Genomic DNA, 13,558 nt, shown 5'->3' on the forward strand with positions numbered 1-13,558 from the left:
TCGTCATGTGAAAGGACACCTGTATTAATCTAATTCCCCTACCACATAGCCTGCTTGATGGAGATTATGATACAAATCTCCCTTCGGCTTGACGCCTTGCGGTGACATCATGAGAACATCATGACCTTCCAAACGAAACACATCAGGACACTCCCACATAAACCCTAAATCCCCATCACTTTTAGCCATAACACTTATAAATTCCCAGTGTACTAAATCACTAGAACGATACAGCAACACTTGTCCATGATGATCCTTGGTTCTTGATCCTAACACACAATAATAGTCATTACCCTGTTTCCACACTTTCGGATCACGAATATGATACGGATGAATATCACCTGTAGGAGCTTCAGCTATAACCGGGTTTTCTTTTAGCTTTATAAAATGAACCCCATCTTCACTTACCGCCAGGCATTGCACTTGTAATAAATCTTTATCATGGTCATCCCCTGTCCACGTATTCCCCGTATACATCACATACATGTTCCCGTCTTTTTCAATGGCACTTCCCGAAAAGCAACCATCCTGGTCATATTCTTCCGTTGGCGCAAGAGCGATCGGCAAATGTTCCCAGTGAACAAGATCTTTACTTTTTACATGTCCCCAATACATAGGACCCCATTCAGGTGATTACGGGTGATGCTGATAGAACAGATGATATTCTCCATTAAAAAAACTAAATCCATTTGGATCGTTCATCCAATAGGCAGGAGTGGTTACATGATAATTTAATCTCCAATGATTTTTGTTTACAGTTGGTTGTTCTTTTATTACTGAGTCTATTGCAGTATGTAATTTAGTCACCATCATACCTCCATATGAAAACGCTTTAGCATTCTTAGACTTCATTGTATCCATCCAAAAGAATTCATGTCAACGTGAATTTTTACTAAAACACACCTATTTTTTTACTTATAAAAAAGCATCTACCGATAAAAGCAGATGCTTGGTACAGTCATTCCTTTTTTAGATTACTATTTAGTAAGGATTTTGCTAGATTCACAGCAGATTCTTTAGAGTAGCTATTATATAGTCCAGATTCTAATCGGATCGGATCTCCAAAAAAGAATCTTTCGTATTGTTTTTGTCTTCCCCCAAAGGCACTTAAACAGACATCCCAGGCCAAACGAAACAATTGGGTTCGATCTTTAGCATCGCATGACGCACCTTGTAGATAATGATCTAAATCTCCGCGTATGGGTGACTCAAAATCTTTTTCAGTTGGTATGGATATTAAACCACTGGCTCCTAACGTTTCTAAAATTTCAATGAATCTTGGATACAGCCTAGGAAAGGTGGTTATGGCCGCAGATAATGGATTTACATCTGGAACCATCCTCCCCCTCTTATCGTGCTTCGCATTCATCTCAGAACTTAATAATAAGGCTTTTAAGGTCTCTAGTGCGGTAATGATCTCGCTTACTTTTCCTTGAACATGCGTATAACTTCCTATATCAATCGAATCCACTATTAACTGTGCGAGTCCCAAAAGAAACTCTGTTTTCACCACCTGACGAGCGGTTGCTTGATGAAGTAAAAACGTAAAATACCTTGTTTCACTTGCTAGTTCCATAGAAATAGAATAATCGTTGTATAAAAATACCCGTTCCCATGGCACCAAAACATTGTCAAACACAACGATGGTATCCATTTCTTCAAATCTAGCCCCTAGTGGATGATCAAATGCGGAGGAACGATAACGAAATGATTCTCTACAAATAAATCGTAAATTCGGGGTGGTGCTTGGGATACTAAATGCGTAAATAAATGATTCTCCGATATACTTTCCCCCGATTGGTAAGACGAGCAACTCATCTGTGATTCCACCTTGAGTAGCTAACAATCTAGCACCCTTAATAATAATACCATCGCTCGTTTCCTTTACTACTTTCGCGGAAATTGGATGTTCTTCATCTTCAAAATAAAGCATGGATCGATTCACTTGTGGATTTACAAATGTGTGAGCAAGTGTTAAATCATTTTCCCTAGCACGCTCATACATTTGTAATATATGTTTTCCTATTAAACGCGAATCTTGAAAATGATCCCAGGCCGTTCCAAGAGCCATCAGGCAGGAATTCATGTAATCCGGAGATCTCCCCATCATTCCTCCTGACAACTTTGCCCATGCTTGGGTAGAAAGTCTCCTCTTTTCTAAATCTTCTTTTGTTTTCGGTTGCATAAATGACGTTCCAACCCGTTCTCCGCTTACTGGAGAAACATAAGTCATCAAATCTAAGTTTTTTTTGTTCGTTTGAAAGTCGAACAGTGCTGCTTTACTTGTTAAAATGCCCTTAAACGCTTCATGATTACATATATCTGTTATTTTCTTTCCATCAAGCCATATCTCAGGTTGAAGTTGATGAATTCTTTCCAAGAAATCCTGCCCATTTATTGCCGGCACAAAAACACCTCCGTTCAAAAGGTATATAAATACATATGTCTGAACCTTGAGATATTGCTTTTCCAGGTCGATATGAATAAAAAAAAAGAAGATTAACGATTTCGTTAACCTTCTTGACAGATATCTATTTTACCAATTGTTTCACTAACTCCCGATTACGCTGTTTGAACACATCATTATGTGATGAAACCATTGCTGCTGGATGAGCATCTGGTTCAATAAATTTCTTTGCTTTATTCACAGCGTTGGCTGCGTCTTGGAAGGCTCCCGCAATTAAGTTCAATTTCCCATCGAACTTAAGAATATCACCGGCCGCAAATAATCCAGGAACCGAGGTTTCACTAAAAGAGTTTCCTTCAATATAAAAATCCTCGAGCATATTGATATGTAAATCGCTGTTTTTCAAAAGTCCTGCATCCTGTTCATATCCGTGATTAATTACTACCTCATCAACCGATAACAGAGTTGCCTCCCCAGTTACGTTATTAGTAATCTCTACCTTTTCAATCAATTCCTGATCATTAGTAGCTATTAATTTCGTTATGGACGAAGTACTTAAACAAGTCACTGAGCTATTTTGTAATTGTGACACTTGTGCCTCATGACCAGACATTTTGTCTTTTCGGTAAGTAATATAGACTTTCTTTGCAACAGGCTCAAGCTCATTTGCCCAATCCAACGCAGAATTTCCACCACCTGAAATGATTACCGTTTTATCCTTAAATTGCTTTAAAGATTTCACGGTATAGTTCAGATTCGATACCTCAAACCGTTCGGCTCCTTCAATGTTCAGTTTTTGCGGCTTCAGAATTCCACTACCAACGGCAACAATCACTGTTTTTGAAAAATGATATTCACCTGAGGAACCTTCAAGAACAAAAATACCATCTTCGTTTCGTGCGATAGATACTACCTTTTCATTAAGTACCACTGTTGGGTTAAAGGTAAGTCCTTGTTCAACCAGTTGCTCGATAAGTTTTGCTCCAGGAACTGGTGTCATCCCTCCAACATCCCAAATCATTTTTTCTGGATACACATGAATCTTTCCACCTAATTGAGACTGAAATTCAATTAATTTCGTCTTCATTTCCCTTAAACCACTATAAAAAGTAGAGTACAGCCCAGCCGGCCCTCCTCCGATGATTGTTACATCAAAAAGATTCATTTTCTCCATTTTCACACTCTCCTATAACCAATTGTTATTGATTATCATTCTCATTAACTATAACTATACGACCTTTTTAACATTATGACAATCAAAATATTCAAAAAAAGGACAGAAAGTGTTACTACACACTTTTCTGCCCTTTTTGTATTATGCTTTTAATACATCGTGATCCACATAGCGTTCTCCGTTGATTTCGCTAATCACATTAATGGCTACTCTTGCTCCGTCACCAGCTGTAATAATGGTATGAACACTTACTCCAGCAATCGTACCAGCAGCCCAAACTCCTTCGATTTCAGTTTTACCATTCGCATCCACTACCACATTTTTAGGAATTCTTGGCTCTGTTCCTGGTTTTGTTGTTAGTCCCATTTTTTCTGCCAAATCGGCTAATACCCCTGTTGCTAAAATAACATGCTTTGCTTCAAAAGTTTGTTCTTCTGTTTGAACAGTAAATCCATCTTCTCCTTTTTCAATATGGACTACAGGAAGATTTATGATTTCAGCTCCAAATTTTGCTGCTTGTTTCTTACCTGTTTCCACTAAGTCTGGGCCAGTTATTTCTGACACACCATAATGATTTTCTACCCAAGCTCGCTTCGTGATGCTTTTATCATGGTCAAGTATCAATGTTTTTTTTCCAGCCTTTGCTGTAAATATGGCGGCACTCGCTCCTGCAGGGCCTGCACCAATTATGGCAATATCATACATAAAAAAACCTCCAGAATTTTAGAAATTATAGGTAAATTTTATTAAATAATGGTATATGTGTCAAAGACTGTGCTCATCTCAAACTATACTGTTAATTTATCTTACAAAAAAACAAGTTAATTTCTTGCGTTTTCCTCTCAAATTTGGCATTCTTATATTAAGTTATCAGAATATTTTACATAATCATTATATATGATGATACCTAATGCCTCCTAGATTCGTCTTCTACTGTATCTCTTCAAATATTTGTTATCAGATTAATATGGCTCTTTCTGCTATAATAGGATGATATAGATATTTATTTTCACCTTTTACTTTGTTTGAAACATTCTAAATATATTCTCAGGAGGTAATCTATGTACGAAATTAAAGACAAACAAAAATTATTTATTTACACAGGTCCAGATGGTTCTGGAAGAAAAACAATTGCCAAAATGGTTGCAACTGCTTTTGACATGGAAACAGTTCTTTCTTATACTACTCGTTCACCACGTCATTACGAACAAAATGGAGAAGATTATCATTTTATTGATGAAGCTACGTTCAAAAAAATGGAAGATAATGGAGAATTTCTTGAGAGCGTAGAAATTGATGGTTTCCATTACGGAATACGTGAAGAAGATATTGTTAAAGCTTTTGAATCGCATAATCTTGTTTATTTGACACTCAATCCTGAAGGTACTGAAAAATTGAAGGAGATGTATGGAGATCGTGTGATGCGCTTCTTCATTTACGCAGATCGAGAAACGGTTATCTCTCGTCAAAAGGAACGTCAGGATAATGAGGAAGTAATTAATCGCCATATGTCTCATTATGACGAGAATATGGCATATAAAAATAGCTGTGAGCATGCATTTGAAAACTATGATTCACCACAAACTTCTTTCCGTATTAGTGAAGTAATTGAAGCCTTTCTTGATCGAGACATCGTTGTGACAGATTATTAATATAAGAAAAGGACGATTGATTGGTATTCAATCGTCCTTTTTCATTTGTTTCTACTACTCTTTATCCTTAGACAAGCTTTCTAGAAGTGCCATCGGAATATTTAGCTTTTGCCCGCTTGCGTTTATTAGGTTAAGCTCATTTTCTATGTCATCATCGCTATCCAACTTACGGATTTCCTCATGCAATACTTCCATTTTTTTGTCTAACATCGCTACGGTATCTGCAGCGTTTTTCAGTTCTTTCGATAAATACGCGGGAACTTCGTTATCAAATTTATAGTAGATTTTATGCTCGAGACTCGCCCAGAAATCCATCCCAATGGTACGGATTTGCACTTCTACATATACATTTTCAATGCCATTGGACATAAAAACCGGAATTTTCACGATTAAGTGCAAGCTCTGATAGCCGTTTGGTTTCGGATGATTAATATAATCCTTCTTTTCCACTACCTCAATATCGCTCTGGTTCTCCAGCATTCTACTGATCTCAAAAATATCAGAAATAAAAGAGCAAGTAATCCGAATTCCCGCAATATCTTTAATGTTTTCCTTTATGCTAGGCAATGATAAATCTAGATTTTTTCTCTGTACTTTTTTAAGAATGCTCTCTGGTGATTTGATTCTAGATTTTACATGTTCAATGGGGCTGTAATCATGAATATATTGAAATTCCTGTTTTAAAATATCAATTTTCGTGTTTAACTCATCAATACCAAATTGATATAGCATCATAAATCTTGTTAGTTCGTTTTTAAACTTTTTTAATAACTTTAAGTCTAGTGCTTGATTTGAACTCATTGGTTCTATTTCACCCTTTAAAAAAGAAGTAATTAATCCGAGTTAAATGTACACCTCTTCACAAACGTTGTCAATTTAAAACACAAGGACGAATTTTCAAACACCTCCTAATAAAGTCTTTCCTTGTAGCTCTCTTTTAACCCTTCCTCTACAGTCTGAGCAGTCGTATTCGGTAAATTCACATGATCAGAAATGATAGTTGCCACTGAAGGCAATAATTCTTTCTCCTGCCATGAAGATGGATTCCATAAACCTGAGCGAATAAATGCTTTGGCACAATGAATAAAACATTCTTCCACATCAACAGCAATACCCACTAAGGGAGACTTACCCTTCACCGCCATACTCTCTAATATTTTTGAATCTTTAATTAGGGCAGCTTGTCCATTTATCCGCAATGTTTCACCCAAACCAGGGATGAAAAAGATCAAGCCCACTCGAGGGTTTGATAAAATATTGCGCATAGAGTCCATTCGCTTGTTCCCAGGCCTTTCAGGAATAACTATCTGGTTTTCGTTTAACACTTGTACAAACCCAGGTAAATCCCCCCTCGGAGATACATCACAATGCCCTTCCTTATCAGACGTGGATAATACTAAAAAAGGTGACTTTGAAATAAAATCTCTACAATGGGAATCTATAATGGAAATAGTTTTATTTTTCACCAGTTCACTTGGAAACCCCATCATCGATCGAAGTTCATCCTCGGTACGAATGGTTTCTTTAAAAGTAATTTTTTTCAATGTATCCAACTCCCCTTTTGTCTATAGTGTAATTGTATAATTTTCAATTGTAAAAAAATACCCTTACATATGAAAATGCAAGGGCTTTAAGCGCACTAAATCAAATCACGAGGAATTTCAGATGTCCACGCTTTACTAAACACCTGTTTCTCCCCTTCAAACGCATATAATTCATTTTTTATATAAAAAGTACTTTTATCTGCGCTCATCGTACTGAAACTTTCAAGCCTAGTCTGCCAATCTCCTCGACCTACATTCAATTTCCATTCACAGGTTACGTTTGCAGATAGTGGATCTCCATCCTTAATCCGATAGATATTTCTATTTTCACTTCCATACTCAATATCATTACTTATTAAGTGACGTGCTCCTTCATCAGAATAATCCTCAAGTACCCATTCACCAGTAAGAAGATTATGAGAGATGTTACGTGATCGGCTCTCTTCTCTTAGAATCTTTCTTTCCATCACGGAAGCAGTTTCCGGTCGATCGAATTCATGGAGAGTGTTATCTAGTGGAGAAGGATTTCTTAATGGAAGCCTCAATTTTGTATTTTTCCCACAGTATAATTGTAATGTAACTGCTTCTCCAGATGGCCATGCATGAGGCCAGTAAGTTGGTGACAAAGCCACTTGCCATCGATGACCAGCTTTCAACTTATGACCTACTGCATTTAATTGAACGGTTACTGTATAGCGCTTCCCTGGCTCCAATGGAGTAGGATTCTCATGGCTATTACGGTGGGTTAGATTTAGTAATCCCCAGCTTACTAATGTCGATGCCCCATCTTCGTCCACATCACATAACCGAACAGAAAGTAAAGCATTCGGCTTATTAGAAGACACTTCCACGGTCACTTCTGGAAATCCAAGAATTTCGATATCATGTTGTAGAGGTTCGGAAGAGAAACATACGGCTGAACCATTCTCGAATCGCTGATCAGAGGCTAAATCACCTTCTTGCCCGAACGGACACCATACACCCGAATATAATCCATGACTTTGCACACTCGGAACAGTAACTATCTTTTCCTCTGATGCGCTTTCAGCAAACTTTCCCTCACCTAACCAGTACTCTTCATATTGTATATTTGGTGATGGCCACTCTGTCTCTGCCACCCATTTCCCCGGTCTTTCCTTGTAATCTACTTGTGGAGGAACACTGTCTTGAATCCAAGTTCTAAGTAATGGCTCATCCATCACACCGGTGTCTTGCCCTTTTAACCAGTGGTCCCACCAACGAATACACTCCTGAAGAAATCCAATTGCAGGACCGGGTATTGCTACTTCCGGATATTCATGTGCCCATGGACCAATTAATCCCTTTCGGGGACCTTCTAGCCCTTCAAGCAATCGAAAAATTGCATTTGTATAACCATCAGCCCAGCCACCGACTGCAAAGACTGGAATAGTAATCTTTGAATAGTCCTCACAAACGGATCCATGCTTCCAATAATCGTCACGACGCTGATGTTCGACCCACTTCTCTACAAATGGAGGTGTCTTTTCTAGGCGCTCAAGCCAAGAACTCCTCCACCCTTCCCCAACAATCCGAGGGTCTGCAGGGCGTCCATTGTATACAAGCATTGTCGAAGCCCACCATAACATATCTGATGCAAGTAGACACCCACCCATATAGTGGACATCATCAGCGTATCGATCATCTGTTGAGCATAAAGTAATGATCGCCTTTAATGCAGGATGTTGTCGAGCTGCAACCTGAAGTCCATTAAACCCTCCCCAGGACTTCCCAATCATTCCAACACTTCCTGTTGCCCATGGCTGCTCGGAAATCCAGCTTAATACCTCTAACGCATCTTCTTGCTCTTGAGGTAAGTATTCATCATAAAGAATTCCGTCCGAATCCCCAGACCCTCTCATATCTACTCGTATACTAGCATATCCATGTCCTGCAAAATAAGGATGACGAATGGAGTCCCTTAACGCCGTAAAATCATTTTTTCGATAAGGAATATATTCTAGTATAGCTGGTACTGGATTTTGTTCAGCATCAGTCGGCATCCAAATCCGTGCAGATAATTTAGTACCATCTGACATGGGAATCCAGACATGCTCTATCTCTTGAATTTCGTGAGTATACTCTGTTTTAATAGACAGATTCGTATCACGCACATTAAATACCATGAAAAAACCTCCCTCTATAACATTCTATTTTCTATTAAAAACTTTCCTCCTTGTCTGTTATGGTAGACTTTCTTCCAGTTACTTTACTTTCCGGATTTAGAATGGATTGATCCGTTCCAAAGTCCTGCTTTAACCATCTAACTAATGAGATTGCTAATAACAAATAAATAATAATAACAGGAACAGAAACAATAACAGATGAAGTTTGAATGACTTTAAGACCACCTACCATTAATAGAGCGACTGCCATGATTGCAAGAATTGCCCCCCATAACAATCGGTGCCAGCGTGCAGGTTCTTGCTGATCCTTTAATTCTTTTGTTGCAATTGCAGATAAGATGTATGTGGCAGAATCAAGTGATGTGGCTAAGAAAATAAAACCTAGTACAACAAAGAAAATGAGAACTAACTTGCTAAGAGGTAAAGTGTTTAATAGTTCTACCACAACCGATGGCCCACCTTGTTCACTTAAAATTTGAGTGATTGGAAGGATATTATTGAGCTCAAGATGCATGGCGTATCCACCAAAAACGGCAAAATAGAGCCAACTTCCTAATGAGCCCCAGAGCAGAATCTAACTTATTAGTTCTTTTATTGTTCTTCCTTTAGAGATACGTGCAACAAATAGACCCATAAAAGGTGCTGTAGCAGCAAACCATGCCCAATAAAAAACCGTCCATGCCTGTGGAAATCCACCTTTATTGATTGGGTCTGTATAAAAACTCATTTGAACGATATTTTGAAGCATTAAACCAAGGCTATTTGTGAAATAAGAGAGGATAAATAAAGTTGGTCCTACTAGGAGAACAAAAACGGCAAGACCCAAAGCCAGGTAAACATTGATATCACTTAGCTTACGGATTCCTTTATAAAGTCCTAGATAAGCACTAGAGCAATAAATAACTGTCCAAATTAAAATGATGACAATACTGAGACCCAGTGATTGCTTCATACCCAAAATTTCACCTATTACTGCTGAAATCATTGGAACACCAAGACCTAGGGAGGTTCCTAAACCACCTACAAGACTCCAAATCACTAAAATATCTATAATTTTTCCAATCCATCCGTCTGCATATTTACCTAATGCACCACGACATGCTGTACTAATTTTTAATGATGATTGCTTTTTCACAAAGAAAGAATATGCAATGGTGACCGTTGGTAACGCATATAATGACCAAGCGGAAATTCCCCAATGAAATAACCCATATGTAACGGCCCACTCTGCTGCTTCATTACTGTTTGGCTCAATACCGAAGGGAGGACCAATATAATAGTAGATTGGCTCCATAATAGACCAGAACATAATGCTTGTTCCCATCCCTGCACAAAATAACATAGCACCCCAGCTAAAATTTGAAAATTCAGGTTTCCCATCCCCTAGCTTTACCTTCCCATACCGTCCAAAAATCAACCAAACTAGTAAGACAAATAATGCAACCGTCAAAAGTTGAAAAGTCCAATCAAGTTTATAAGTAATTTGTGTCATTAGCTTATTTAATACGGGTTCTGCAGCTTCTTGATTCAGCACTAATAATAATGTTGCCGCAACAATGACTACTAACGAAGACCAAAATACCACTGGATCAACTTTTACCTTTTCCATTTATCCAACCCCTTTTTTATCTTTTAAAAATCTTTTTCCAAAAACTGCTTTTTACGTGTTAAAATAAAAAAAAGTAATCGTGATTATTTTTTAACTATGATTATAATATCATAGAAAAAATTTCAAAACAATATTAAATATTCAGACAATTGATGTAAAATGTAATTATACACTTGTGAGGAGAATGATATTTGAACAAGAAGGACATTAAAAAAAGTAGAATGTGGAAATACTTTGTAGACTCAACAGCTGAGATTATTCAAGAGGAAGGTATAGACAAAATTACCATACGTAAAGTAGCTGACCGTGCAGGATATAACAGTGCAACCATCTATAATTATTTTTCGGAAGTTTCTCATCTGATCTTCTTTGCGTCTATGAAGTTTCTAAAATCATATACAGATGAGGTCGCCCTCTACATGCAAAGAGCGCAAGACCCGCTTGAACAGTACTTATTGGCATGGGAGTGTTTTTGTAAACACTCCTTTGAGACACCAGAAATTTTTAATGCGGTATTTATCATGGATTTAGGGGAAAACCCGGAAAAATTACTAGAAGAATATTATAAAACGTATCCAAGTGACTTGATAAACATCCCTGAAGAACTTAAACCCGTTTTATTTGAAAGAAATGTCTCTAAAAGAGGAAGGTCCGTACTTGAACTTGCAAGTAAAGCAGGCTATATCAAAGAAGAAAATATTGACGCAATTAATGAAATTACCATTCTTATTTGGCAAGGAATGTTTACAAACGTCTTAAACAATCGTAGAACCTATAATTTCAATGAAGCTGCAACGATCACGATGAATTATATTACAGAGATCGTTCGAAACGAAAAGGTGCTTAACTTTAATACAGCTAAAAACACATCTGATTAAGGTCAGATGTGTTTCTTTGATTAGGCGTGATTTTCCTCTATTTGCTTCTTCATTTTCTTCCTTTTTTTCATTGCTTTCAGCAAGAAACCACCCTTAAAAGTTTTCGGTTCATAGGCAATAATAAAAGCATTGGGTTCAAATTGCTGTATCATGTCGTATAGACCTTCTTCTTGGTTTCTCTTCGTTAATACCTCTAACTTATAGCGAATGGCTTCGATTCCCTCTCCTTCGTAAACAGTCACGCCATAGCCATCTTTACGAAGCTGATCAACGAGGTTCATATTTTTATTGGTTAAAATCACTTGAATCGTTGTATATCCAATCGCTAATGCTTCTTCAATCATGGATCCAATGATGATACCTAATCCAAATCCAATGGCATACACTATCATTACAACCACATTTTGCTCCCCGTTAAATACGATCGATAGTCCGAATATGTATATGAGGGCCTCAAGTAACCCTAGAAACGCTGCCTGCATTCTCAACCCCTTTACTAGGAAAATGGTTCTCAGTGTAAAGGTAGGAACGTAAATTAACTGAAGAACTAGTACGAGAATAATATCTTTAACCTTACTTTCTCCTCCTTTCACTCTGCTCAGTGAAAAATCCGGTTTCTGTAAATAAACTAGTTGCCTTTTTATAGTCATTCTGTTTTCTGTTTTCAATCTTCCCTAACATGATGTAAGCAAACATAAATCAATCAAAATAACGGACATTTACACAGCAAATAGCACAGTTAACTCACTGTGCTATTTTTCCGATACATTACGATCCCCCAATTTTTTACTAATCTTTTCGGCTAAAATTAAAACAATTGCAGGAAAAGTAATATAAAAATATGGATCCCACCAAATAAAAACATGTAGAATTCCGGTCAACAATAAAAAACGGGTAATAGAATATAGGCTAATAATTAAAACGAGATATTTCAGCCATTTATGGTTATTCTTCCATATGGCCAAGGTCGCAACAGATAGACCAATACATATATAGTAAACAGCTGCAAATGCATTGGTATCTTCAAACACATTTTCATACCATCCCAAATCGTAATAACGATTAGATAAAAACATAATAGGAAGCATATGCATCGTGCCTAAGATCGGACTAACAATCAAAAACAACAACACAAAGTGGCGAATGCCTTCTTGTTTATTCAATAGCCATCGGTACAATAATTTGATAATTGGAAAATAAACAAATAATAATCCGAAAAAGTAAACTCATTTCTCCACCAATTATGTTTATAAATAGAAAGCTCTTGAAACAACCATTCAATACAAATGAGCAGTAGTGAAAAGAACAGTAACCATCTCCAATTCTTTCTAAAAGTCGCAAGAAAAACGCCCACAACTGGTAAGACAAATGCATTAGAAGCGATGGCACCAAGATTACTATCATACGTAGGATTACTAGTAATAATTCGTGGGTAATACACATAACTTTGCAGAAAGTTATAAATAACCCCCTCAATGATATAACCAAACCCAATAGCCGCTAACAATAATAAGAAAACTGGCTGATTCCTCTTTTTATAGTAAGTATATAAGAAAAGAAAACTACTTGCGGCCACTAACGCAATATACCAGACGGAATGATAATTCAAAAGTGACCACTCCTTCTCTATTCTCTTACTATATATTATTCCAAATTTCGACAAAAACCTTCATGGAATCATACAAATTTCCCATTAAATTTAGATTTTTTCTATTTTCTTGGGATGATATAGCCATTTTGGATTTTTTGAAATCCAATTTTCGGATAATAGTCCATGGCTATCGGTGATGCTAAAAGGATTACAGATATTTCTTCTCCTAGCCGTTCTTGGACGCGTTTCACTAGTTCTTTTCCTATTCCTTGATTCTGGTAATCTTTATCAACGGCTAAATCTGATAAATAACAGCAGTAACTAAAATCAGTAATGGCTCTTGCTATACCTACAAGCCTCATTCCGTCCCAAGCCGTCATAGTAATATCTGCTTGTTCTAGCATTTCTTGAAGTCTAGGTAGGTCTTCAACGGGTCTTCTTATCCCTGATTTTCGAAAGACGTCTGCCAGTTCAGCTACAGAAATTTCTTTACTATCTTCAAAGTGTATCGTAATCATGTTTTCATCTCCTTTTTTCAATATTTTACTTGCCCACTGAC

Annotated in this window: 12 protein-coding genes and 2 pseudogenes; 2 read left to right on the forward strand and 12 right to left on the reverse strand. The window is 37.2% G+C overall.

Annotation, left to right across the window (positions count from 1 at the left end; translation table 11 throughout):
* Positions 1 to 24: 24 nt before the first annotated feature.
* The 4 genes and pseudogenes from MKX65_RS13445 to MKX65_RS13460 all read right to left on the reverse strand — a co-directional run bounded on the left by MKX65_RS13445 (position 25) and on the right by MKX65_RS13460 (position 4,286).
* Positions 25 to 861, reverse strand: a pseudogene (locus MKX65_RS13445) (glycoside hydrolase family 32 protein).
* A gap of 97 nt (positions 862 to 958) precedes the next feature.
* Positions 959 to 2,407 (reverse strand): 4-hydroxyphenylacetate 3-monooxygenase, oxygenase component, encoded by a 1,449-nt coding sequence (gene hpaB, locus MKX65_RS13450; protein ID WP_340903996.1) that lies wholly within the window; start codon positions 2,405 to 2,407, stop codon positions 959 to 961.
* Positions 2,408 to 2,531: 124 nt separating this feature from the next.
* A complete protein-coding gene (locus MKX65_RS13455; RefSeq protein ID WP_340903998.1) occupies positions 2,532 to 3,581 on the reverse strand; it encodes an NAD(P)/FAD-dependent oxidoreductase in 1,050 nt (349 codons plus the stop codon).
* A gap of 141 nt (positions 3,582 to 3,722) precedes the next feature.
* On the reverse strand, positions 3,723 to 4,286 hold the full coding sequence (locus tag MKX65_RS13460; RefSeq protein ID WP_160549910.1) for an FAD-dependent oxidoreductase: 564 nt from the start codon (positions 4,284 to 4,286) through the stop codon (positions 3,723 to 3,725).
* Between the two features lie 356 nt (positions 4,287 to 4,642).
* Between MKX65_RS13460 and MKX65_RS13465 the strand changes: the two genes are divergently transcribed.
* The gene (locus MKX65_RS13465) at positions 4,643 to 5,233 is read left to right on the forward strand and encodes a guanylate kinase (protein ID WP_160549909.1); all 591 of its coding nucleotides are present in this window, start codon (positions 4,643 to 4,645) and stop codon (positions 5,231 to 5,233) included.
* A gap of 54 nt (positions 5,234 to 5,287) precedes the next feature.
* Here MKX65_RS13465 and MKX65_RS13470 read toward each other — a convergent pair whose 3' ends face one another.
* The 4 genes and pseudogenes from MKX65_RS13470 to MKX65_RS13485 form a co-directional block, all read right to left on the reverse strand.
* Positions 5,288 to 6,034, reverse strand: a complete 747-nt coding sequence (locus tag MKX65_RS13470; protein ID WP_160549908.1) for a GTP pyrophosphokinase — start codon at positions 6,032 to 6,034, stop codon at positions 5,288 to 5,290.
* 107 nt (positions 6,035 to 6,141) lie between these two features.
* The gene (locus tag MKX65_RS13475) at positions 6,142 to 6,723 is read right to left on the reverse strand and encodes a pyridoxamine 5'-phosphate oxidase family protein (protein WP_445677952.1); all 582 of its coding nucleotides are present in this window, start codon (positions 6,721 to 6,723) and stop codon (positions 6,142 to 6,144) included.
* 149 nt (positions 6,724 to 6,872) lie between these two features.
* Positions 6,873 to 8,921 carry a CocE/NonD family hydrolase gene (locus MKX65_RS13480; protein WP_340904003.1) on the reverse strand — a complete coding sequence of 683 codons (2,049 nt, stop codon included), beginning with the start codon at positions 8,919 to 8,921 and terminating at the stop codon, positions 6,873 to 6,875.
* Between the two features lie 34 nt (positions 8,922 to 8,955).
* Positions 8,956 to 10,530 (reverse strand): annotated as a pseudogene (locus tag MKX65_RS13485) (BCCT family transporter).
* Between the two features lie 191 nt (positions 10,531 to 10,721).
* Between MKX65_RS13485 and MKX65_RS13490 the strand changes: the two are divergent.
* Positions 10,722 to 11,408, forward strand: a complete 687-nt coding sequence (locus MKX65_RS13490) for a TetR/AcrR family transcriptional regulator (RefSeq protein ID WP_340904004.1) — start codon at positions 10,722 to 10,724, stop codon at positions 11,406 to 11,408.
* A gap of 20 nt (positions 11,409 to 11,428) precedes the next feature.
* Here the strand turns inward: MKX65_RS13490 and MKX65_RS13495 are convergent, their stop codons facing one another.
* From MKX65_RS13495 to MKX65_RS13510, 4 genes are all read right to left on the reverse strand, one after another.
* Complete coding sequence (locus MKX65_RS13495; RefSeq protein ID WP_340906256.1) at positions 11,429 to 12,001, reverse strand: DUF2179 domain-containing protein; 573 nt, start codon at positions 11,999 to 12,001, stop codon at positions 11,429 to 11,431.
* Between the two features lie 159 nt (positions 12,002 to 12,160).
* A complete protein-coding gene (locus tag MKX65_RS13500; RefSeq protein WP_340904006.1) occupies positions 12,161 to 12,571 on the reverse strand; it encodes a hypothetical protein in 411 nt (136 codons plus the stop codon).
* On the reverse strand, positions 12,568 to 13,017 hold the full coding sequence (locus tag MKX65_RS13505; RefSeq protein ID WP_340904007.1) for a hypothetical protein: 450 nt from the start codon (positions 13,015 to 13,017) through the stop codon (positions 12,568 to 12,570). The genes MKX65_RS13500 and MKX65_RS13505 overlap by 4 nt, the downstream gene beginning before the upstream one ends.
* Before the next feature lie 101 nt (positions 13,018 to 13,118).
* The gene (locus tag MKX65_RS13510; RefSeq protein WP_340904008.1) at positions 13,119 to 13,517 is read right to left on the reverse strand and encodes a GNAT family N-acetyltransferase; all 399 of its coding nucleotides are present in this window, start codon (positions 13,515 to 13,517) and stop codon (positions 13,119 to 13,121) included.
* Positions 13,518 to 13,558 lie beyond the last annotated feature (41 nt).

It is taken from the genome of Robertmurraya sp. FSL R5-0851 (assembly GCF_038002965.1).
Lineage (GTDB): Bacteria > Bacillota > Bacilli > Bacillales > Cytobacillaceae > Robertmurraya_A > Robertmurraya_A beringensis.

Excerpts from the sequence above, each read along its gene's own strand:
- MKX65_RS13455 (WP_340903998.1), bottom strand. The coding sequence starts at position 3,581 with ATGGAGAAAATGAATCTTTTTGATGTAACAATCATCGGAGGAGGGCCG.
- MKX65_RS13460 (WP_160549910.1), bottom strand. The coding sequence starts at position 4,286 with ATGTATGATATTGCCATAATTGGTGCAGGCCCTGCAGGAGCGAGTGCC.
- MKX65_RS13465 (WP_160549909.1), top strand. The coding sequence starts at position 4,643 with ATGTACGAAATTAAAGACAAACAAAAATTATTTATTTACACAGGTCCA.
- MKX65_RS13470 (WP_160549908.1), bottom strand. The coding sequence starts at position 6,034 with ATGAGTTCAAATCAAGCACTAGACTTAAAGTTATTAAAAAAGTTTAAA.
- MKX65_RS13475 (WP_445677952.1), bottom strand. The coding sequence starts at position 6,723 with ATGATGGGGTTTCCAAGTGAACTGGTGAAAAATAAAACTATTTCCATT.
- MKX65_RS13480 (WP_340904003.1), bottom strand. The coding sequence starts at position 8,921 with ATGGTATTTAATGTGCGTGATACGAATCTGTCTATTAAAACAGAGTAT.
- MKX65_RS13510 (WP_340904008.1), bottom strand. The coding sequence starts at position 13,517 with ATGATTACGATACACTTTGAAGATAGTAAAGAAATTTCTGTAGCTGAA.